General features: G+C 57.5%; 26 protein-coding genes. 22 read left to right on the plus strand and 4 right to left on the minus strand.

Features of this window, described 5'->3' with window-relative positions; all coding sequences use genetic code 11:
• Position 1: 1 nt before the first annotated feature.
• From fliI to WDN02_RS11365, 3 genes are read right to left on the minus strand one after another with little or no spacing between them, the layout of a single operon-like run.
• Positions 2-1,327, minus strand: coding sequence for a flagellar protein export ATPase FliI (fliI, locus tag WDN02_RS11355; protein WP_337293595.1), 1,326 nt, complete (start codon positions 1,325-1,327; stop codon positions 2-4).
• Between the two features lie 22 nt (positions 1,328-1,349).
• Positions 1,350-2,075: a flagellar basal-body rod protein FlgF gene (gene flgF, locus WDN02_RS11360; RefSeq protein ID WP_337293596.1), complete on the minus strand. Its 726-nt coding sequence runs from the start codon at positions 2,073-2,075 to the stop codon at positions 1,350-1,352.
• Positions 2,076-2,077: 2 nt separating this feature from the next.
• The gene (locus WDN02_RS11365) at positions 2,078-2,857 is read right to left on the minus strand and encodes a DUF1217 domain-containing protein (protein WP_337294926.1); all 780 of its coding nucleotides are present in this window, start codon (positions 2,855-2,857) and stop codon (positions 2,078-2,080) included.
• Between the two features lie 152 nt (positions 2,858-3,009).
• On the opposite strand from WDN02_RS11365, the gene motA reads away from it, so the two are divergent.
• From motA to WDN02_RS11460, 19 genes are all read left to right on the plus strand, one after another.
• Complete coding sequence (motA, locus tag WDN02_RS11370) at positions 3,010-3,882, plus strand: flagellar motor stator protein MotA (protein WP_337293597.1); 873 nt, start codon at positions 3,010-3,012, stop codon at positions 3,880-3,882.
• Positions 3,879-4,829 (plus strand): FliM/FliN family flagellar motor switch protein, encoded by a 951-nt coding sequence (locus tag WDN02_RS11375; protein WP_337293598.1) that lies wholly within the window; start codon positions 3,879-3,881, stop codon positions 4,827-4,829. The genes motA and WDN02_RS11375 overlap by 4 nt, the downstream gene beginning before the upstream one ends.
• A 130-nt stretch (positions 4,830-4,959) precedes the next feature.
• Positions 4,960-5,256, plus strand: a complete 297-nt coding sequence (gene fliN, locus WDN02_RS11380) for a flagellar motor switch protein FliN (protein ID WP_337294927.1) — start codon at positions 4,960-4,962, stop codon at positions 5,254-5,256.
• A gap of 3 nt (positions 5,257-5,259) precedes the next feature.
• The gene (locus WDN02_RS11385) at positions 5,260-5,880 is read left to right on the plus strand and encodes a hypothetical protein (RefSeq protein ID WP_337293599.1); all 621 of its coding nucleotides are present in this window, start codon (positions 5,260-5,262) and stop codon (positions 5,878-5,880) included.
• Positions 5,774-6,295, plus strand: coding sequence for a FliG C-terminal domain-containing protein (locus tag WDN02_RS11390; RefSeq protein WP_337293600.1), 522 nt, complete (start codon positions 5,774-5,776; stop codon positions 6,293-6,295). Before WDN02_RS11385 ends, WDN02_RS11390 begins: the two co-directional genes overlap by 107 nt.
• Positions 6,296-6,312: 17 nt before the next feature.
• Positions 6,313-7,395 (plus strand): EscU/YscU/HrcU family type III secretion system export apparatus switch protein, encoded by a 1,083-nt coding sequence (locus WDN02_RS11395; RefSeq protein ID WP_337293601.1) that lies wholly within the window; start codon positions 6,313-6,315, stop codon positions 7,393-7,395.
• A 73-nt stretch (positions 7,396-7,468) separates the two neighbouring features.
• Positions 7,469-7,840 (plus strand): hypothetical protein, encoded by a 372-nt coding sequence (locus WDN02_RS11400; RefSeq protein ID WP_337293602.1) that lies wholly within the window; start codon positions 7,469-7,471, stop codon positions 7,838-7,840.
• A gap of 71 nt (positions 7,841-7,911) precedes the next feature.
• Complete coding sequence (gene flgB / locus WDN02_RS11405) at positions 7,912-8,295, plus strand: flagellar basal body rod protein FlgB (RefSeq protein WP_337293603.1); 384 nt, start codon at positions 7,912-7,914, stop codon at positions 8,293-8,295.
• Entirely contained in the window at positions 8,292-8,714 is a 423-nt protein-coding gene (gene flgC, locus WDN02_RS11410; protein ID WP_337293604.1) for a flagellar basal body rod protein FlgC, read from the plus strand. Before flgB ends, flgC begins: the two co-directional genes overlap by 4 nt.
• A complete protein-coding gene (locus WDN02_RS11415) occupies positions 8,711-9,037 on the plus strand; it encodes a flagellar hook-basal body complex protein FliE (protein WP_337293605.1) in 327 nt (108 codons plus the stop codon). Before flgC ends, WDN02_RS11415 begins: the two co-directional genes overlap by 4 nt.
• Positions 9,038-9,047: 10 nt before the next feature.
• Complete coding sequence (gene flgG / locus WDN02_RS11420; RefSeq protein WP_337293606.1) at positions 9,048-9,842, plus strand: flagellar basal-body rod protein FlgG; 795 nt, start codon at positions 9,048-9,050, stop codon at positions 9,840-9,842.
• Between the two features lie 75 nt (positions 9,843-9,917).
• Positions 9,918-10,334: a flagellar basal body P-ring formation chaperone FlgA gene (gene flgA / locus WDN02_RS11425; protein ID WP_337293607.1), complete on the plus strand. Its 417-nt coding sequence runs from the start codon at positions 9,918-9,920 to the stop codon at positions 10,332-10,334.
• Positions 10,334-11,431 carry a flagellar basal body P-ring protein FlgI gene (flgI, locus tag WDN02_RS11430; protein WP_337293608.1) on the plus strand — a complete coding sequence of 366 codons (1,098 nt, stop codon included), beginning with the start codon at positions 10,334-10,336 and terminating at the stop codon, positions 11,429-11,431. The genes flgA and flgI overlap by 1 nt, the downstream gene beginning before the upstream one ends.
• Before the next feature lie 134 nt (positions 11,432-11,565).
• The gene (locus WDN02_RS11435; protein ID WP_337293609.1) at positions 11,566-12,141 is read left to right on the plus strand and encodes a MotE family protein; all 576 of its coding nucleotides are present in this window, start codon (positions 11,566-11,568) and stop codon (positions 12,139-12,141) included.
• Positions 12,141-12,842 (plus strand): flagellar basal body L-ring protein FlgH, encoded by a 702-nt coding sequence (flgH, locus tag WDN02_RS11440; RefSeq protein ID WP_337293610.1) that lies wholly within the window; start codon positions 12,141-12,143, stop codon positions 12,840-12,842. Before WDN02_RS11435 ends, flgH begins: the two co-directional genes overlap by 1 nt.
• Positions 12,843-12,892: 50 nt before the next feature.
• Positions 12,893-13,390 (plus strand): flagellar basal body-associated FliL family protein, encoded by a 498-nt coding sequence (locus tag WDN02_RS11445; RefSeq protein WP_337293611.1) that lies wholly within the window; start codon positions 12,893-12,895, stop codon positions 13,388-13,390.
• Between the two features lie 44 nt (positions 13,391-13,434).
• Positions 13,435-14,139, plus strand: coding sequence for a flagellar type III secretion system pore protein FliP (gene fliP / locus WDN02_RS11450; protein ID WP_337293612.1), 705 nt, complete (start codon positions 13,435-13,437; stop codon positions 14,137-14,139).
• Between the two features lie 13 nt (positions 14,140-14,152).
• Entirely contained in the window at positions 14,153-15,241 is a 1,089-nt protein-coding gene (locus WDN02_RS11455) for a polysaccharide pyruvyl transferase family protein (protein WP_337293613.1), read from the plus strand.
• Positions 15,242-15,458: 217 nt separating this feature from the next.
• Complete coding sequence (locus WDN02_RS11460; RefSeq protein ID WP_337293614.1) at positions 15,459-16,070, plus strand: hypothetical protein; 612 nt, start codon at positions 15,459-15,461, stop codon at positions 16,068-16,070.
• A gap of 108 nt (positions 16,071-16,178) precedes the next feature.
• Here WDN02_RS11460 and WDN02_RS11465 read toward each other — a convergent pair whose 3' ends face one another.
• A complete protein-coding gene (locus WDN02_RS11465) occupies positions 16,179-18,221 on the minus strand; it encodes a glycosyltransferase (protein WP_337293615.1) in 2,043 nt (680 codons plus the stop codon).
• A gap of 270 nt (positions 18,222-18,491) precedes the next feature.
• On the opposite strand from WDN02_RS11465, the gene WDN02_RS11470 reads away from it, so the two are divergent.
• The 3 genes from WDN02_RS11470 (at position 18,492) to WDN02_RS11480 (ending at position 21,788) form a co-directional block, all read left to right on the plus strand.
• Positions 18,492-19,397, plus strand: coding sequence for a flagellin (locus tag WDN02_RS11470; protein WP_337293616.1), 906 nt, complete (start codon positions 18,492-18,494; stop codon positions 19,395-19,397).
• Positions 19,398-19,518: 121 nt separating this feature from the next.
• Positions 19,519-21,165, plus strand: coding sequence for a flagellar basal-body MS-ring/collar protein FliF (gene fliF / locus WDN02_RS11475; protein ID WP_337293617.1), 1,647 nt, complete (start codon positions 19,519-19,521; stop codon positions 21,163-21,165).
• A complete protein-coding gene (locus WDN02_RS11480; RefSeq protein WP_337293618.1) occupies positions 21,162-21,788 on the plus strand; it encodes a hypothetical protein in 627 nt (208 codons plus the stop codon). Before fliF ends, WDN02_RS11480 begins: the two co-directional genes overlap by 4 nt.
• The last annotated feature ends 2 nt before the right edge of the window (positions 21,789-21,790 follow it).

Genomic DNA, 21,790 nt, shown 5'->3' on the forward strand with positions numbered 1-21,790 from the left:
CTCACTTCGCTTGCAAGGCGTCAGAGAGTTCGCGGAAGGCATCGCGCGAGGGCGGCGAGCTCGGCGATTGTGTCAAAGCATCGTAAAGCCTGGGCACGAGCGCGACGATCTGATCGAGATCGGTATCCTGTCCCGCCTGATAACCGCCCATCAACCGCAGGTCGCGCGTATCTTCATAACGCGCGACCATGGATTTCAATTTCAGGATCAGCGTCTGCTGCTCCTTGGTCCAGACGTGTTGTGCGAGTCGCGAGATCGAGGAGAGGATATTGACGGCCGGGAAGCGGCCGAGATCAGCGATCGCGCGGTCAAGCACGATATGGCCGTCGAGCGTGCCGCGAATATTATCGGCAACGGGGTCGTTATGGTCGTCGCCATCGACGAGAACGGAGAAAATTCCGGTGATCGAACCGCTGCCTTCAACGCCCGGGCCGGCGCGCTCCAGCAATTTGGGCAGATCGCTGAAGACGCTTGGCGCATAGCCGCGCGCGACGGCGGGTTCGCCCGCCGCGAGCGCGACATCACGGGCCGCGTGCGCAAAGCGCGTCACCGAATCGAGGATCAGCAGGACGCTCTCGCCGCGGTCGCGGAAAAATTCGGCGATGGTCATCGCAGTCTTCGGCGCCAGACGACGCATCATTGGACTTTCGTCGCCCGTCGAGACCACGGTTACGGCCAACTTGCGATTTTGGCCGAGCGAATCGTCGAGAAATTCGCGGACCTCGCGGCCGCGCTCGCCGACGAGCCCGACGACGACGGCGCTGAAGCCTTTGGCGCCCGCCAACATGCCGAGGAGGGTCGATTTGCCGACGCCTGAGCCCGCGAAGATGCCGATACGCTGGCCCGCGCAAAGCGGCATGAAGAGGTCGATGGCGCGCACGCCGGTCCGCAGCGGTGTCTTCACGCGTGCCCGGTTCAACGCCTGCGGCGGCGGCGATTCGATCGAGCGGGTATGTTCACCACGCCGCAGCACGCCCTGGCTATCGATCGGGCGCCCCAGCGCATCGATAACGCGGCCCTTCCAGCTCACATCGGGAGAAAGATGCAAAGGCCCGATTCGATAGGCGCTGTCGCCAAGACCCGCGGCCGCGCCGACATCAAAACTTTTGACTGTCGCGCCCGAACCATCGACACGCACGACTTCACCCAATTGGGTTTCGCCGTCGTGCTCCATGCCGACGCATTCGCCGAGTTTGAGAAATTGCGAGAGGCCCGTGATCCGATAATGTGAAGGCGCAACTTCACTGACAAAGCCGCCGATGCGAAGATCGCCGATTTCTTCGAGGCCGTAATTAATGGCCAGTTCGAGCCGTTCCAAAGCCGTCATTGGAGGGGCCGCAGCCGAAAAATCACGATGTTCCGCCGAGGATCGGCAGCGCGTCTTTCAAGGTACTTTCGTTCTTTTCGGAGCCGCCCGTGACGCTTTCGAACGCCCGCTGGATCGTCATCATCTTGGCCATTTCCATGATCGGATTGACGTTCGATCCTTCGATATGGCCCTGGACGATGCCGTTGGTATTGAAGTCGAGAATCGGGCTCGCGGGCCTGTCGGGAATTACCCCGGAATTCTCATAACGGCTAAATCGCGCGCCGGGATCGATCTGAAAGAGCCCAAGCGCGCCGACCTGATTGATGCCCTGCGTGATCATTCCGTCACCGCCGATCACCGGGGGGCCAGCGGTGGGGTCGAGAATGAGCGGCGTTCCGCCTGCATCGAGGATCGGATGGCCGGCGAGCGATTCAAGTTCGCCCGAAGCTTTCATGCGCATACGCCCATCGCGGGTATATACCGTGCCGGCGGGGGTTTGGATCGCGAGGAAGCCCTCGCCTTGCACCGCGACGTCGAGCGGATTGTCCGTGCGCTCCAGCGGCCCCTCGGTCCGGGTCACATAGTCCTTGCCAGCGGTGGCATAGTCGACGGGATCGGCGCCGGCCCGCGAGACATAGGTGTGGAAGCTGACGCCAGCCGCGCGATAGCCGACCGTGTTCATGTTGGCGACGTTCAACGCCAGGGATTCAAGCCGCCGTTCCAGCGTCAATTGCGCGGAAAGCGAAACGTAAGGCGCGCCTTGCATCTTTACGATCCTCCCATCTTGAGGTTGGCGATGCTCAGGAGAAGGCTCTGGCTGATGCCCGGTTGCGACACAAGTAGCGCGATTGTCGGCGGCGCGCTGGTGCCACCTGTCGGATTTTGCGCATCGTAAGACGCGGTGAAACGCCCGATGAACTTTTGCAAATATGTCGGATTTTGCAATTGGCTGATATTCAGCAATTGGCTGATTTCACCTGCCTGCGTATCGACGTTTTCGAGCGACAGCGTTGCGGGCAGGTTGAACACCGTCTCGACGACTTTCAACAGTGTCTTATCGCCGAGAATGCTGTAGGGGCTCGTAATCTGCGAAGCCATCCGCTTGAAATAGAGCGCCATTTGCGCACCCTGATTCTGCTGGCCGACGTTGTTTTCGAGCGTCTGTTCGTAGAAATTGCTGACTGTTTGCTGCTGGACTGATTCCGAGCTTGTCGTCGTCGCGCCATTTTCCTGGAAATTGAAGGCGGTCGCGAGCGCCGTGTAGCTTGGATTATTGAGGCTGGCGGCAAAGCTGTTCGGCCCATCGCCTCCATTGAGAACTTTGATGATCAGGGCTTTTGCATTGATTTCGCTGCCAAGCCCAAACGCGTTCATGACGTAGTTGTAGAGCTTTGAGTTGTTGACGAGCTGCTGCGCGCTGGTCACGCTGCCAATATTATCGAGGAAATAACTCGTCTGCTGCTTGACCGAAGCTTCTGAAGCAACCGAGGTCGCGTAGTTCGAGCCGGACCGGGTAACGGCATTGTAGAGTTGCGTGGCGGTCAGCACGGTCAAGCTCCCCTTGATGTTCCTTTCCACTTGTTACGCCGCTGGCTTGTCCGGGGCTGACTTTGGGGGCTGAGGCGGCCCAGTCCGGATATCAGCTTCGGGCAAGCCTGCGCGCTTACCAAAAAGCTTGACCCAAAGGCGGAGGGGCAGCCTTGAGTTTCATCATCGGTATCGTAATTGCCATGGGCTGCATCGTCGGCGGCTTCGCGAGCGAGGGCGGCCACCTGTCCGTTATCTGGCAACCGATGGAATATATAATGATTGCCGGCGCGGCGGTTGGCACGTTCATCGTCGCCAATTCGCTCTCGACGATTAAAGATACCGGCAGTGCCATAATGGAAGGCATCATGGGTAAGTCGCCGAGCCAGCGCGATTATCTCGATGTGCTCGGTGTGCTCTATTCGCTGATGCGGGAATTGCGTGGCAAGGCGCGCAACGAAGTCGAGTCGCATGTCGACAATCCCGATGAATCGGAAATCTTTCGCAGTTTCCCCAATGTCCTGAAGGACAAGGAGCTGACCCACTTTATTTGCGACTATGTCCGCTTGCTCATTGTCGGCAATGCGCGCACGCACGAGATCGAATCCTTGATGGACGAGGAAATCGAGACGATCACCCACGACCGTTTGAAACCATACTACTCCCTCACGGCGATGAGCGATGCGATGCCAGCGCTGGGCATCGTTGCCGCCGTCCTCGGCGTCATCAAGGCGATGGGCGCGCTCAATCAGTCACCGGAGCTTCTTGGTGGCCTGATCGGCTCGGCGCTGGTCGGCACGTTCGGGGGGATCCTTCTTTCTTATGGCTTCACCGCGCCGCTGGCGCAAAAGATCAAGGTGACGCGCGAGAAACGCCTGCGCGTCTATTTCATCGTCAAGCAAACTTTGCTGGCTTTCATGAATGGCGCCATGCCGCAAATCGCGCTCGAGCATGGGCGTAAAACGATCTCCTCTCATGATCGCCCGACGATCGATATGGTTGAAAACGAGACGATCTCCGGTGGTCCCGCACGGCAGGCAGCATGACTTCGAGCGCTCAATCCAAAGCAGAAACAGGTGCGCGGTCGACTGCGCCGGAGCGGCTGTTCGATTCCGCTGGCATTTCGATCGAGCGCCTGCCGTTTTTGCGCGTCATCTTCGATCGGCTCGCCACACATTGTGCTGAAAACGCGCGCCAACTCTCGACAGCACCCGCCTATTTCACTGTCAGTTCTGTGAAGACAGAGCGAATCGGTGCCGTGCTGGAGGCCGCCGAGGGCAAGGCCATTGTTTCCATGCTGCATGCCCAGGCCTGGGACGCCCGCATCATGATCGGGCTCGACAACAAGCTTGTCTTTGGGCTTGTCGAGGCTTTGTTTGGCGGCGATGGCAGCGAGCCGCCCTATACCGAGAATCGGAGCCTGACGAATATCGAGATGCGCGTGGCGCAGAAAACGCTCGATATCATCGCGCGTTCGCTCCAAACCGCACTTTCGGTGATTCAGGAAATGCATTTCAAGTTCGAGCGGCTTGAAACGCGAATGGACTTCGCTGTGATCGCGCCGCGCAACAGTTTCGCCGTCCTGGCGAAACTCAATTTGCGCATCCTTGGCCGCTCGGGCGAGATTTTCGTGGTTCTGCCGCAGGCCGCAATCAATCCCATCCGTCAAAGCCTGTCTGTTGATCACGGTAATGATGTCGCCGCGGCGGACCCTCGCTGGACCAAGCAGATCGAAAGCGAAGTCAGCAAGGCCGATGTCGTCGTCCAGGCGATTCTCGAGGAAGACGGGTTCACTCTCGGCGACATCGCGGATCTCAAGGTCGGCAATATCCTGCATCTGAAATCGACGCCGAAGAGCCGGGTGAAGCTTGAGTGCAACGCTGAGCCATTGTTCTGGTGTCATCTCGGCCAGGCGGAAGGCAAATATACGCTCCGGGTCGACGATATTTACGATAATGAGCCGGACTTTCTGGGTGGGCTCGTCGGTCAATGAAGATCAGCCGTCCGGCCGGCGGTGCGGTCAATATTCGCGCGGCGGGCCCGCGGCAAGGGAATAGAGGCGCGGTATCATGACAGAGAACGAAACTTCACCATTGGACAGCTTCGGCAGCATCGTCGACGAGATGGCGGCGCCACGCCCGACGCAGCCGGACGAGGGACGCAATCTCGATGCAATTTTGCGTATCCCGATTACGTTGCAGGTTGTGCTCGGCTCCGCTACGATGCCGGTTGCAAACCTGCTGAAGCTCGGCCGCGGCGCCGTGGTGCCGCTCGATCATCGCGTGGGCGAGCCAGTTGACGTCGTCGTCAACGGACGCGTTGTCGCGCGCGGCGAAGTGGTTGTTGTCGAAGATGATACATCCCGCTTCGGCGTCTCGCTGACAGAGGTCATCAACGCGACGACGGCCAGCGAGCGCTAAGCGATGTCTGTCGATCCTGTCGCGCAGTCAGAAGAGTCGGAAGTCAGACCTCTCGAAGGGCCGGCAAAGGTTGCCGCCATGCTCCTCGCGATGGGCAGGCCATTGGCGAGTCGGCTCCTGAAACATTTCGATCAGGATGAATTGCGCGAAATCACCCGCGCGGTCGCCGAACTGGGTGTTGTCCCGATGGCGGTCATCGAGGATATGATCGAGGAATTCGCCGGCAATTTCGCCAGAGGTGCCGGGTTGATGATCTCGCCGAATGACGCCGAGCATCTTCTCACGGGGCTTCTTTCGCCCGAAGAGATTTCCGACATCATGTCGGATGTCACCGGCAATTCCAACCAGTCCATCTGGCATCGGCTTTCGGGCGTCTCGGAGGCGCTTTTTGCTGGCTATCTGGTGAAGGAACATCCGCAAACTGTTGCCGCTATTCTGTCAAAAGTCACACCGGTTTTGCGCGGCAAAAGTTATGGGACATTTGCCGCGCGAGTTCCGCAACGAAGTCATGCGGCGCATGGTCGGCATCGCGGTCGTTTCCGAGCCGGCAATGCGCCTTATCGAAAGCACGCTGCAGGAAGATCTTCTCGTCAACGTCGCCCGCAACAATCGCAACGCGCATAACGGCCGCATGGCCGACATCATCAACAAGATGGAGCGCGAGCAGATGGAAGACGTCTTGCAAAGCCTCGCCGAAGCGCGGCCGAAAGCCGCCGAAACCTTACGCGGATTGCTCTTCACCTTCGATGACATCATCAAGCTGCCGGCGAAATCCCGTTTGGCGCTGTTCGATCAGATTCCGACAGAACGCGTCGTCCTTGCACTCAAGGGCACCGACGCAACCTTCCGCAATTCGATTCTATCGACCCTTTCGGGCCGCGCGCGCCGCGTCGTGGAAACCGAGCTTTCCAGTGGTGGCCCGGCGCCGCATCGCGAGGTCGTCAAAGCGCGGCGTATGATCGCCGATCTTGCGCTTGAAATGGCCGAGCGCGGGGAACTTGAACTGAATTCCGAAGAAGACGATGAAGAGATCTACTGACCGGTTGAGATTCTCGCATGGCGGATAAACCGGACAGGGACAGTCAAACAGAAGAAGCCACCGACAAAAAGGTTCGCGACGCAATCGAGCGCGGCAATGTTCCGGTTTCGCGTGAAGTCTCGATTTTTGCCTTCGTAGCCGGCCTGCTCGTGGTCATGGCCTTCTTCCTGAAGACCGGTTCGGCGTCTCTGGTCCTCATGTTGCAGCAGCTTCTCGATAATGCCGATGGTTGGCATTTTTCGACAGGGTATGATGCAGTTGCATTATGCGCGCTCATTGCGCAGCAGGCCGGTGCGCTGTTGGTGCCTGCATTTATTGTCTTTATTGTCGCAGGTCTCGCCGCATCCTTTTCGCAGAATCCACCGCGCGTTGTATTCGAGCGCATCAAGCCCGATCTTTCGCGGCTTTCGCTGGCGGAGGGTTGGCACCGCATGTACAGCATCCGGGGCGCGACCGAATTTCTCAAGAGCATGGCGAAATTCATCGCGATCGCCATCATCGTTACGTCGATGCTGCAGGCCGACAGGCTGCAATTCGTCAACGCGCTATTCGTCGATCCGAATGCTCTTCCGGATCTCATCAGTCAAATGGCAATGCGGTTTGTCTCCGGCATCGCCGTCGCGACCCTGCTTATCGTCGCTATCGACCTCATCTGGTCGCGAAGAAATTGGCGCAAAGAACTCCGCATGAGCCGGCAGGAGGTCAAGGACGAAGTCAAGCAGGGCGAAGGCGACCCGATGCTCAAGGCGCGCATGCGTTCGCTCGCGCTCGATCGTCGGCGGCGGAATATGATTGCCGCCGTTTCCCGCGCGACGATCGTCGTCGCCAACCCCACGCATTATGCCATTGCGATCCGTTACGTGCGAGAGGAGGGCGGGGCACCGCTCGTCCTGGCCAAGGGCAAGGATTTTCTCGCTCTGCGAATCCGTGCGGCGGCAGAAGAGAATAATATCCCGGTTATCGAAGACAAGGCTCTCGCAAGGTCCATGTACGAGAATGTGGAAATTGACCGGATGATACCGCCTGAATTTTATCGCGCCGTGGCGGAATTGATCCACATGCTTCAGAGACACGCGCGCCGCCGGGCGCCGATACATTGAAAGTACGCTAATGCTAGCAGATTCGCGCGGTGATCAATCACTCTTGCAGGCTAAAGCCATCGCAGAGGGGATCATGGACGTGGCGGCCGAACTTCGGATGATGAATGTTGCCGATTATGTTTCCTTCATCCATCTGGAACAGTTCAACAATATCCGCGATATCGTGAATTCCTCGATGGAGCTCTATTTCAAGCATGGGACGTTATCCTACGGCTGTGATGCGGATTACGAGCTTGAGTGGGATCAGCCTCCGTCGATTCTTCTCGATTTCGAGTTTCGCCATCAGGAAATCACTGTCCGCTTCAACCTGACTTTGCAGGCGGCCCACGCGAGCGTCAAAATTTCGGAGATCAACTTCGCGACAGGGTCGCACGGCGAGGCTGCCGACACGCGCCGGCTCGTCGCCGCCATCGCCGATGCGAGGCTCGCATCGAGAAGTTGCTGAAAGGCAAGCGTGCCAGCCTGGGGCAAGCTTTAGCCCGTAAATTTTCTTTGGCTTGAGAGGCGGATACGACCTTGGAACCCGTTTACCTTTTTGATCTCGCGTCGGCACATCAGCATTGGCTTGCGGTGCGCCAGGCGACGGTCGCCGAAAATGTGGCGAATGCCAATACGCCGGGCTATGTCGGCAAGGATGTGGCGCCGTTTGTGGACGTGCTTCAGCAGGCGCAATTGCATCTCAATGCGACCCAGCCGGGCCATATATCGTCCGACCCGCTCAGTACCGACGATTCTGCCAAGGATAGTTCGCCTTGGGAAGTGGTGCCGTCTGGCAATTCGGTGAGCATGGAGCATGAAATGCTCAAGGCCAACTCGGTCGGCCGCGATTATTCGATGAATGCGGCCATTGTGAAGGCGTTTTCTCAGATGTTCGCGATCAGTGTGAAGGCTTCATCATGATCGATCCAATTGAAGCGGCAATCGACGTCGCAACCTCGGGGCTCGAAGCCCATTCCACGCGTATGCGCGTGATCTCCGAGAACCTTGCCAATTCGGAATCTACAGGCATGACGTCGGGCGCCAATCCCTACACGCGCAAGACCGTCACTTTCACGGATGAGATGGATCAGGCAACGGGCGTCGACATGGTGAAGGTCGGCTCCATCGGCTATGACCGTTCGCCGTATCGTGTCGAGTATGATCCTGGCAATCCGGCCGCTGACGCGAGCGGCTTCATCAAGTTGCCGAACGTCAATCTCATTACCGAGATGGCGGATATGCGCGAAGCAAACCGTTCCTATTCCGCCAATATCCAGGTGGTTAAGCAGGCTCGCGAACTTTATACGATGACGGTCGATCTCATGAGGAATTCGCAATGATCCCGGCAATTTCGCTTCTTGGTACCGTCGCAGCCGACGCGATCGGCAGTATTTCATCTATCGCCCCGGCAATCACCGGCGGGGGGGCGGCTGCGGGCGCGGCGCCGGCCGATTTCAGCTCGATGCTCGCACAGGTCACGGGCGACGCCATCGACAAGCTGAAGAGTGGCGAAGCGACGGCCATTTCCGGCATTCAGGGCAGGGCCTCCATACAGGACGTGACCAAATCAGTGATGGACGCGCAGCAATCGCTGCAAACTGTGGCTGCGGTCCGCGATAAAGTCGTCTCGGCCTATCAAGAAGTAAGCCGTATGGCGATCTGAGGGACATAAAATGTCATCAACGGTTCTGGCGATCGCGGCAACGGGCATGGCGGCCCAAAGTCTCAATGTCGAAGTCATCGCCAATAATATTGCTAATATGAACACGACCGGTTTCCGCGGTTCACGTGCGGAATTTACCGATCTCATCTACCAGCCCGAGCGGCTCCCCGGTGTGTCGAGCCGTGGACAAAACAGCGCCGTGCCCGAGGGCGCGATGGTCGGTCTGGGTGTCCGGACCGCGGCGGTGCGCGCCCTGCAGATTCAGGGCACGCTCAACAGCACTGGCAATCCTCTTGATGTCGCGGTCAGCGGCCGCGGATGGTTTCAGGTCACGGCGCCGGATGGCACGTTGCTCTATACGCGCGCCGGCGATTTTTCGACCAATCAGAATGGCCAGATCGTGACGCAGGATGGTTATGTCGTCAGCCCGTCAATGATCATTCCGACCAACGCCCTAAGTACGACAATCAATCAGACCGGCATCGTTTCCGTCATGCTCTCCGGTCAGACCCAGCCCCAGCAGATCGGCCAGCTGACCTTGGCGAACTTTGCCAATGAGGGCGGTCTTTTGCCGGTCGGCAACAACAACTTTCAGCAGACGGAAGCATCCGGCCAGGCGGTTGCGGGTATTCCCGGCGATCCGGGGTTCGGCACGATAAACCAGGGTTTCCTCGAAGCTTCGAATGTGGATCCGGTCAAGGAGATCACGAATCTCATCTCCGCCCAGCGAGCCTATGAGATGAACTCGAAGGTGGTGCAGGCCGGGGATCAGATGGAGCAGACGCTCACCAAGAATATGGGGTGATGCATGATCTCTCAATCGCGACGCCTGAACGGGCGGATTAGAAACAGGCGTCGTCTCACGGCGCCCGTTTTATTCATGGCGCTTTTTGTATCACCCGCCTATGCGGGAAATGTGTTGCCGGTGCCATCGGTGACGATCTATCCCGGCGATATCATCAAGAAAGATTGGATCGTTGATCATGATTTCGGCGCTGGCGGCCCGATGCGCGGCGTGGCCATCGATTCGCGTAGCGGACTCGTCGGCAAAATCGCGCGTCACACATTGCTGCCTGGTCTGCCGATATCGACCAATGCCGTCGGTGAGCCGCGACTCATCGCGGACGGTCAGAAGGTCAGGGTCGTTTTCGAGCAAGATGGGCTTATCATCGAGTCTTATGCATCGGCTCTCCAGGCAGGCGGTGCGGGCGACGTTATTTCGATACGCAATCTCGACAGCGGCGTGACGATTTCGGGAATCGTGCAGACTGACGGAACCGTGCGGGTGGGCGGATAATGCTGCGTATCTGCCTCGCTCTGGTTTTTTGCCTTGCAATGTTCGGCGCGGATGCAGCGGTTCGAATCAAGGATATTTCCGAACTGCGCGGCGTCCGCGAGAATCAGCTTCTTGGTTACGGCCTCGTCGTCGGCCTGCAGAACAGCGGCGACACATTGTTGAATTCGACATTTACGCAGCAGGCGCTGGAATCCATGCTTGATCGCATGGGCATCAATGTGCGCGGCACTGCGATGCGTACGCGCAATGTCGCTGCGGTTCTGGTCACAGCCGATGTCCCGCCCTTTGTCACCCCGGGTTCGCGCATCGATGTGACCGTGTCTTCGCTTGGCGACGCGACATCCTTGATGGGTGGTACACTTGTCCTGACCTCGCTGAACGGCGTCGACGGCCAGACCTACGCGATTGCGCAAGGGCAGGTAGCGGTTGCGGGTTATTCTGCGGCGGGCGAAGCGGAGAGCGTCACCGAGAACGTGCCCACAGCGGGGCGAATCGCCAACGGCGCATTGATTGAACGCCAGGTGCCGGGTGAGCTGGACGATATCAGCTCTCTGACACTCGAGTTGAATAATCCCGATTTCGCGACGGCGGCGCGGGTCGCGGACGCCATAAATGCTTATTCGCAGCGCCATTACGGCCGTCAGGTTGCGCGCCAGCGCGATCAACGCTCGATCGATTTCGATGCGCCTCCTGAAGTCAACAGAGCGCGTTTCATTGCCGAACTTGGCGAGCTTGATGTGGAGCCTGATATGCCGGCTCGCGTCGTGATGGATGCGCGAAGCGGCGCCGTGGTCATCAGTCAGGACGTGCAGATTTCGACGGTTGCGGTCACCTACGGCAACATTACGGTACGCGTGACGGAAACGCCGCAAGTCTCGCAGCCGGCGCCATTCTCAAGGGGCAGGACCGTCGTCGTCCCGAATACGCAGGTTAACGTCGATCAGCCCGATGCGACAATTGCGATCGTCCACGGCCCGAGTCTGCGAACTCTTGTCGCTGGCTTGAATCAGATCGGTCTCAAGCCGAGTGGCATTATTGCCATCCTCCAGGCCATTAAGGCGGCGGGTGCGTTGCAGGCCGATCTCGTCGTCGAATAATCACTCAAAACAGCCAGCCCGGCACAAGCTTCTTCTTGCAGTCTCGCGAGCGCAACAGCGCTTTGCGGCTGGCGGGCGGGAATATGCGATACGCTTCATTTGCATTTTTGATCTTTTGCGCATGCGTAACAAGCGTGCAGGCGCAGACCCGCGCCTCCAGCGATGATTCAGCCGCGCCGTCCTCCGCGGATGCCGATTTTCCCTCGCAACCAGCCCAAGACCCGGTTGATCTGCACGTCGAGACGCAGAAGAAGCATGCGGCCGCCATCGCGCGCGCTAAGGCCGAAGCACGCGCACACGCGCTTCGCAGTTTGCCGGAAGTGCGGATGTTCTGCGCCAACACTGTTTCCACCGCGGATGCGGCGCGGATCGCCTGGCAAGCGTCGAAGCTTGAAGAAGTCGAGGCGCGGTTGCAGGAAAAAATCGCCGAGCTTGAGGCAAAGCGTGCGGAATTTCAGGAATGGCTACGCAAGCGCGACGAAGCCATGAAGATGGCGCGCCAAAGCGTCGTCGAGATCTATTCGAAAATGGATCCGGAAGCTGCCGCGAGCGAGCTTGTGCAGATGGATGATGCTATGGCCGCGGCCGTCCTCAGCAAATTGAATCCCCGTACCGCGAGCGCGATCCTCGACCAGATGGACCCGGCTCGCGCGGCGCATCTGACAGACGAAATGGTAGGCGCCGACTCTGGCGACGGAAAGAGATCCTGATGCGTATGCTGCTTCTCTCGGCTGGTGCGCTGCTCCTTGCAGGATGTGCGGCCGATCTCAAAGAGGTTGGCCGCGAGCCTTCGATGAGTCCGGTCGGCACCGGGCTTTCGGCGGATGTGATGCCTATGCCAACCTCCGTCTTCGCGCAAAACAGCCACAACACAAGCGGCGCGATCTGGGATGGCAGCCACGCCGATATCTTCACCGATCCCCGGGCTTCGAAAATCGGTGATGTCATCACCGTCAATATTGCAATCAATGACAGTGCGACCTTCGGCAACGCGTCGGGCCGCAACATGAACGCTGAAGTCAAGGGTGGCCTGAACTATCAAGTCCAGAACAGCGGCGGCCAGACCCAATGGTATCCGCAATACGATTTCACCTCGTCGTCGAACGCGCAGGGGCAGGGCTCGATCGATCGTTCGGAGAAAATTCAATTGTCGGTCGGCGCGGTGGTCACCGACGTTCTGCCGAACGGAAATCTGATCGTCAGCGGCTCGCAGGAGGTGCGCGTCAATTACGAGCTGCGCGTGCTCAACATCGCCGGCATCGTGCGGCCGCGCGATATCTCGAAAGACAATACGATCGCCTACAACAAGATTGCTGAAGCGCGCATTTCCTACGGCGGCCGCGGCCGCATCATGGAAGTTCAGCAGCCGGCATGGGGCCAGCAGATTTTTGACAAGTTCAAACCGCTTTAGCGATGAAACTTTGCGCCACCAACGGGCCGCGGTGCTTTCGGACGTGATAAATGGCCGAGGATGATATCACCGATGTAGAGGCCGCGGCAGTTCCGGCGCCGCAGCTTTTTCCGTCTCTGCTGCCCTGGCTTATCGCCATGGGCGGGATAAGCGTCCTTGCGATCATCATCGGAGCCGTCGTAGGCCTCGCAATGGCCTCCGTGGCACGGCGCGACGCACAGGCCGCGGTCCTCGCGGCACAGCCGACTTATTCCAATGTAAGTCTGGTCGATCTGCCACCGGTCATCACCAATCTTGCCGACCCGACGAGCGCGTGGGTGAGGCTTGAAGCGGCCGTTGTCGTGGATAAGCAGACAACGACGAAGCCGGACGTGCTTGGTGCAGAAATTGCCGATGACATTCTCGGTTTCATGAAGACATTGTCGCTCAGTCAGATCGGTGGTGCGAGCGGTCTTCAACATCTTCGCGAGGATCTGAGCGAACGAGCATCTATCCGTTCGCAGGGTCATGTCCGCGAGCTGATCATTCAAACTTTGGTGGTGCAGTGAAAAGATTATTTCTCGCTCTGACACTACTACTCGTTTCAGCAACAATGGCGTTGGCGCAGACGCCCGACCTCAATACATTGATACCGCAAGGGGGCAGCAGTGCCGCGGCGCGGATCATCCAGATGGTCGCGTTGCTGACGATTCTGTCTGTGGCGCCCGGCATCTTGATCATGGTCACCAGTTTCACGCGGTTTATCATCGCGTTGTCCTTTGTGCGCTCCGGTCTTGGCCTGCAAAGCACGCCCGCCAATCTCGTCCTTATCAGCCTTGCCTTGTTCATGACGTTTTATGTCATGGCGCCAACATTTGACCGTGCGTGGCAGGACGGTATTGCGCCGCTGATGGACAATAAGATCGATGAGAAAGCGGCCCTACCAAAAATCGTCGAGCCTTTCCGCCAGTTTATGCTCAAGCAGGTTCGCGACAAGGATTTGCGGCTGTTCGAAGATCTCGCGCCGCCGGACCTGAAGCCGCCACCCACGACGAAGACGGGGCCCGCGCCGGAAGTCGAGATCCGCATCCTTGTTCCCGCTTTCATGATCTCGGAATTGCGGCGCGGTTTCGAGATGGGATTTTTGATCGCATTGCCATTTCTCGTGATCGATATTGTCGTCTCTACACTCACGATGTCGATGGGCATGATGATGCTGCCGCCGTCCGTCATTTCATTGCCTATTAAGGTTATGTTCTTTGTGCTCGTAGACGGCTGGAACATGCTGATCGGCAGTCTCGTGCGGTCGTATAATTGAGTGTGACGGAACTTTGTCGGCGCAGAAAACTAAACCGCAGGTAGCCCCGGGATCGATGATGACTAGCGCGAGCAAATACGGACTGTTTTCATATCGGGATACCAACAATATAGGGGACGAAATACAAAGTGTGGCCGCGCGCCAGTTTCTTCCGACGGTTGATAGTTTTATTGAGCGGGAGGAAATGGATCAGTTTTGTCCCGAGGATTTGATACCAAGAAAACTGATTGCGAATGGCTGGTATATGCACGCGCCGGAACATTGGCCTCCCAGCGCCTATCTGGACCCGCTTTTTATTTCCATGCACATCTCTCAGGAGCCAGGACTCTACTCCGGGCTATGCGCCTCGAAGATTTTGCTTGCTCCGCAAACTGTAGATTATCTGAAGACGCGTGGCCCCATCGGCGCGCGCGACGAGCACACGGTTAGAATATTGCGTGCTGCGGGCGTGGAGGCATATTTTTCCGGATGCCTCACGTTGACGCTAGAGCGCAGGCCGGTCGAGCGCGATTATGACCTTGTTGTTGTCGTGGACCTGCCGCTGGACGTCATCTCTTTCATAAGGGAAAAGACGAAAAAGAATATAATAGCGGTCAAGCATTGCGACCTTAATATCAAGGAGCAGGATGACCGGTTTCAGTTGGCCGAGGTGTTGCTCGGAATATATTCCAAGGCGCATTGCGTAGTTACGAGCCGGTTACATTGTGCCCTTCCTTCGCTGGCGATGGGGACGCCTGTTCTTTTATTGGACTTCGCGCAGGATCAATATCGTTTTGATGGCTTACGAGATCTATTGCATCACGCCGATGCTCAAGATTTTCTGAAGGGCCTTTGTCGGTATGACGTCAATCACCCGCCTGCCAATAAAGGAATGCACGAAGAGCTGCGCAACAAATTGCGCGAGCGGGTGAGTGCATTTGTGGGGGCGCCTGTCCAAATCAATCCCACACAGGATCTCGCGCGTCAGCTTCGTACGAGCGAGTTCATAAAATGGGAGCTGTCGAAAGCTCTAAAGAGGAGGCTGCACGAAGCTAAGATCTTTCGCGGCGAGGTGCCAGCCTCGGCCTCAGTCAAGGGCAGGGAGTATGTTACGAGCGAATAGAGTGCCGGTTTAGCAATCGCTCTTCTTGGTACTCTATCGACATATTCCGCTGGCGAGATCGGGTACGCTGCCACGCGCTACTCATGCTTTATAGTCCCGCTCAAACAGGACAGCCTCCAGCAATCCTTGCGCTGTATAAGAATTAAGAGGGCGATGTTCCTCGTGCGTATGCGCGTCGCTGCACGCAGTTACGATATCGTCGTGAGCCGGTCGCGCGATGGGACAAATTGAGGCAAAAGGGCGGGGTGAAGAAATGGTGGATGATGTCGAATTGGCTAACACCAAGTTCGCTGCGCCGTCAGTGTCCAATATCAAGGCTTACTGGAGTAACGGCTTCAATTTCGATCCCGAATGGGATGGGCGCGCGCATTTGGCGGCGGGGCTTCTGAAGGTCGACGAGAAGATTGTCTGCGATATCGGATGCGGTCCCAGGCAGGCACTCCGGAATTCGTTATCGAAAGAAAGCACATATATTCCGCTGGACTTGAAACAATGGACTGCCGATGTTCATTTCTGTGATCTAAATACGGGTAATCTCCCCGGTCATTTGATCCGATCGGCTGACGTTGTTTTTATGCTCGGAGTTTGCGAATATTTGGTGGATTTACACAAATCGTTTATTTTGCTGGCCGAATCTTGCCGAACTCTGATTGTCTCCTACTGCTCGACCGATTTGGATAACGCAAGATCGCCTTTATGGATCAATTCTTGCTCTGGACCTGAGTTTGGTTCTCTCCTTGGACGTGCTGGGTTCCAAGTCGATCGCTCACTCTCGTACAAGCCCGGTCAATACATTATGCGTGCGTCTCTGCAGGCGGGGGAGCTTTGACCGCTCGCTGAGATGTTATCTGGCCGCATTAGCTCCAGCGGGGCAGGTTGAATTGCGTCCCATATCGATGCGCGTGGGAAGCAAAATCGTCGCTGCCGCTGATACGCGTCATTCTGCAGCTTGCTGGGAGAGACTCCCGAATACACCTTGTATGTTCGCTACAAGAGCCGAATCGATGTGATGGCGCTCAGCGTCATAAGATTCCGGCAGACCGCGCTCGCGGTTCGTGCTGATTGCCCTAAAGTGGCGGAACATAAATTTCTCGGGTGATACGGGCGTAAACCCGAATCCGGTTATCTCGTGGGTTTTCCATTGCTGCCAAAATTCGCAACGGCTGGGCATGACGCACCATTTGTGCGGACATAAGGATGCCTCCGTGTCCGAAAACTGGTAATGCCGATGACGCGGCTTTTGATCGGACGACAGCTCGGGAACATTTGCAATCCAACGGCCGGTCAGCATCGTGTAACCGCGTTCGCCGCGTTCTGTGAACGCGAACACGGATTCTCCTTTCGGAGAAACGACGAGTTCATCTATATCGACGTGGAGGACGCTTCTCGCTTTGGAGAGATAGCGATGACGCGCGTGTTCCAAAACTCCGTATTCGCAATAATCAGAATCCCATTGATTTGCAGGTCCGCCGTTCGGCCCAAATTTGAACGGCCATGCGACGACTTCAACCTCGATGTCGCTCGCTGCGGACCGAATAGCGTTTTCGATAGCGTCTATCGAATAGGCGGTGCTGGCGTTGTCGTAGAAAAGGACGCCCGTGATTCCATGTGCTTTGCGATAGAATTTCACCCAATCTGAAATCCACTCCAGATCGTTATTTTTTGACTTGGTAAGGAGCACCCGTTTATCTGCAAACCGGCTCGAATGGTTTGGCTGAACTTTTAATTCTTTCGTGCCGAATGAGATGTTCTCAACCGTCAGGCGCTCTATTTGCTCACAATTTTCCAACCAGACCTGCATATTTCGGTCTTTAAGGACGACCTTGCCTGAAAGGCATTCTGCGGACTCGCTCGATGCAAAGTTAAGCTTGGCCAATATAGGATCGAGTTTAACGCCGCCAGATGGTCCTAATAAAACGATTTGCTGCCCCGACGAGCTTCGGAAGACGTCGTAAAAGAGGGTATGCGCGTCAAACTCCTCAAGATAATACGGCTGCCGAAAGTCAGTCGGCCGTGGCGGTTCGCGGACGATAATGCTGCCGTCGGGGAGCACCCAGCTTGAAAGCTCCGATCGAGGACCTCCGGCTGATTTGCCGGCCGCGAAAATGATGGGTGCGCGTTCCGTTTGATCGTCCGCCAAGTATTCCCGAGGCCGAGTTAGGCCTTGATGAGATGCTTGAGAGCTAGCTTGGCTCGGTTGAATGTCGGTTGCTGTGGGTTGATTGGCCGGATTTGGGGGTAAGCGCCGGGCGACGGCATTTCGATGCGTTGGCGAAAGACCATTGAGCCAGGCGATCAAAGGCTGATGATCGATATTGGGCTTGGCGCCCGGCGGCGGCGCCTCGCCGGCGGCCCGATAAAGCGATTCCCACAGACAGTGATAATTGACGGTTTTCTTCCTTAGGACGGTTGCGCGCAACGGCTGAGCCGAAAGCTCCTGATAAAAGATTCGATCGCCGAGGCTTGAAAGTGCGCTGGGGATGCCAGCGAACCGCGGGATCGCGTAGAACGCGCCCGGAAGAAAAAAGAAGCAGTTCGTGTCGACGTGGCCGGGTTCATCATCCACAATGAGGGTCGTTTCATCCGGCCGTTTGAAGTTGCGTTGTGCGATGACATAATCATATGGCTCTCCCGAGGGCGCCACGGCGGCCGCAAGGCATTCCGAGAGATGGTTCGGCTCCAGCCAATTGTCGGCATCTAGAAAACCGATTCCAACATAATCCTCCGCGATGGCGAGGAGCGCGCCGACGCCGCGTGCCGTATTGCCATAATCGCCGTGCCGACGGTCGAGCCTGATGTGCCGAACTCCAGCGTCGTCCAGCCAATCTTGGGGGAAACCATCGGCGACTACGATATGATCAGCTGCCAAGGATTGCCGGCGAACGCTGCGTAAGCATCTTTCGAGGAAGAACCGGTCCTCCTTGAAATAGGCGGTCACGATCGCAAACTTGGACTTATTATTTTCTGATGTGATGCGCATTGGAGTCTCGCCGCGCTGCTGGATGCTGATCGTGCAATCCCTAGCGCGCCAGTCTTACGTCGGCCTGAAGTGCCGGCCGTTCCCAGCAGGCAGCTTTTGTGGTTTTTCGGGTTGTGGAGTCGTTCTGTTAAGTTTTGCGTAAGCTTCGGCCGATATTGTTCACCACACGGTAGGTTGGGAGCACGCTTCCCAAAGGCATCATGCCGCCCTGCTGTACCGGTGCAAATCCGGTATGTCCCGATTAATTTGGCCAAACCCAAGGGACATACGATGTCTAGTGATCTTCTTACAAACACCTCTGCCATGACCGCCCTGCTGTCGCTCAACCAGACGCAGGACAGCCTCAACACCTACGAGAATCAAATTTCGACCGGCCTCGCCATTTCGAGCGCCAAGGACAACGCGGCCTATTGGTCGATTGCGACTTCGATGAACTCGCAGATCGACAGCCTGGGCGCGGTTTCGAGCTCGCTGTCGGAAAGCTCTTCTTTGCTGACGACAATGACCGCGGCCATGAATCAGACGATCTCGGTCCTGGACGCCATCCAGACCGATCTCGCGACCGCTACGGATCTCATAAGTAAGAACGCCGATCCGGACCAGATTGCCGATACCCAAGATGATATCACCGATCGTATCCAGTCGCTGATCAGCCTTGGTCAGACGACGAACGTCAACGGCACCAACTTCCTCGTGGCATCGGCCGGTTCGTCCGTGAATCTGCTGTCGTCTTACACTTCGACCGGGGGCGCATCGTTCATCTCCGTCGACACGGGCTCAACGGCTCTGTTCAACGTGGCTAGCACAGCGGCGACGACGGGTATTCTAGGCTCGACCGGTACCGCTTCGGGCCTGTCGGTCCTCAACTTCAATGTCGTGGGTGCCAGCGCCGCTGGCGTCGCCAACATGCTGACCGATATCGGGACCGCGCTCACGAACATGACGGCCGCCGCGAGCACCGTCGGCGCCGACCAGAATAATGTGACCGAGCAGCAGACCTTCATCTCGAATCTGACGGATTCGCTGACGACGTCGGTCGGTTCGCTGGTCGATGCGGACATGAACGAAGCTTCGACGAAAATTTCGGCTCTGCAGGTTCAGCAGCAGCTCGGTGTTCAGGCGTTGTCGATCGCCAACTCCAACACCCAGCTTATCCTGAAGCTCTTCGGCCAATAATAATTCACGTAAGTTTCCTTCGCGAGGCGGCCGCGCTTACGAGCGCGGTCGTTTTCGTTTGAGCAATCCCCGCGCAAGCTTGCCCCCGCACATTGCCTGAAGGTGGCAGCGGAGGCGGGGAATGGCGGCGCTCGAACAAGCGAGACGCTTCTGGGAAAATCTTATGAAGCTGGGGACGCGGCGGCTTATCGGCCTTGGCGTAACTGGCCTCATGATCTTTCTTGTGACGGGCCTTGCCGGCTATTATCTCAGCCGGCCGACGCAAGAGCTGCTTTATAGCGGCCTCGATCGGGAAGACGTCAGCCGCATCGCGTCTGCGCTCAAGGAAGCCAATATCGATTTCGATGTGAGCTCCGACAGCACGTCTGTATATGTGCGCTATGGACAAACCGCGCCGGCGCGCATGTTGCTGGCGGAGAAAGGGCTGCCAAACAGCCCCAATGCGGGTAACGAACTTTTCGACAAGCTTGGTTCGCTCGGTCTCACGTCCTTCATGCAGCAAGTGACGCGCGTTCGCGCGCTTGAGGGCGAATTGGCGCGAACGATCCAGCTGATGAGTGCTGTGAAAGCAGCGCGCGTTCATCTGGTGTTGCCAGATGATGGCTCGTTCCGGCGCGAGAGCGAACCACCATCGGCCTCGGTCGTGGTACGCACGGATGTGCCGGATGATGTTGCTGTCGCCAAAGCGATTCGCCATCTTGTCGCTGCGGCGGTTCCCGGCATGAAGCCGGAGCAGGTGACGGTGCTTGACACCGATGGAATGCTGCTCGCTTCGGGCGATGACACGGGCGATAGCGCGCCCGGCCAGATGTTGAGCCTGGAAAAGACCTTCTCCAAAGAAATACAGGATAACATCGGCCGGACTTTGACGCCGTTTTTCGGCTTCACCAATTTCCAGATCAGCGTCGCGACACGCATCAATACTGACAAGCGGCAGACGGACGAAACGGTTTTCGATCCCGATTCTCGTGTCGAAAGGTCGGTTCGCGTCGTCAGGTCGAATGAGACTTCGCAGAATTCGAGCAATCAGCCGGCGACGACCGTCACGCAGAATCTGCCGCCGGAGAAGACGGATTCCGATAACGGTAAGCAATCGAACGAAGAGAATCAGAAACGCGACCAGACGACCAATTACGAGGTCTCGTCGAAGACCATTCAGACGATCAGTGGTGGCTTCGCGGTGGAGCACATTTCGGTGGCGGTCCTGGTCAATCGCGCCAGTCTCCTTGCTTCGCTTGGTGGCAAGCCCACGCAAGAGGCTATCGATAAGCAGCTCGCTGATATCGGACAGATTGTTGCATCGGCTGCGGGTGCAAACACGTCGCGCGGCGACACGATCAAAGTTTCGGCCGTGGATTTCGTCGAATCCGGCCGCAATCTTGCCCCCGTCCCGCCGCCCACTTGGCAGGAAATTCTGTTGCGCCAGACGGGGGCCGTCATCAATGGCGGCGTCATATTGCTTGTGGCGTTCCTGGGTCTCTGGTTCGGCGTGAGGCCGGTCGTAAAGGCTTTGTCGCCGCCGGCAGGCATTGGCGGATCCGCTGGCTACCTCGGCGCCGACAGCCTCGAACTCCCCGAGCCGTCGCTGCAAATGCCCGAAGGGATGCCGATGTTCTCCGGCATGGCGCCGGAGCCCAATTTGATCGAAGATCTTACCGACAATAACAAACGCACGCCGGTGAAACGGCTTGAGCAGATCGTTGAATTTGATGAGCAACAAGCCGTCAATATTCTTAAGCTCTGGATGCGGCAACGGAGTCCAGCATGATCGCCCGGCCGGTCGCGGAATTTCTCGTCCAAATGGAGTTGGGCGCCAGCGAGCCGGCCGCTCTGTTCATGCCGACGGACGTGGATTTGGCCCCGGTATGGTCGGAGGAAGCCAAAGACGATCCGCAAGCGCAGATCGATGCCGCGCGCGATGAAGGCTATGCCGCCGGCGTTGAAGCGGCAGCGGCAGAACATGCAGCGCAACTCGCACGCGCGCATGAACAATTCGCCACCGAGCTTGCGACAGCGCGCGAAACTTGGGCGCGTGAGGAGGGCGACAGCCTGCGCGAGCAGCTTGCGACGGCATTGCTCGCGATGGAGGAAACATTCGCCGATGCCGTTGGCCGCGTCTTGCAACCTTTCGTCGTTGCAGCTTTGCGTCAGCGGATGATCGATAAATTGATTGACGGCGTTCGCACGATTGCCGGGAGCGCCGACAAGATCATGATTCAAATTTCCGGGCCAGCCGATCTTCTTGAAATTTTACGTCAACATCTCCAAGCCTCGCCGGCTGCGATCGAATATGTGACGTTGGATAGCGTCGACGTTCGTGTCGTCGCACAACAAACATCGATCGATACACAGCTTAAGGCCTGGATCGATTTGATCGCCACTGAAGGATAATG

Origin of the sequence: Methylovirgula sp. (assembly GCF_037200945.1) — a bacterium.
In the GTDB taxonomy this organism is placed as follows: Bacteria; Pseudomonadota; Alphaproteobacteria; order Rhizobiales; family Beijerinckiaceae; genus Methylovirgula.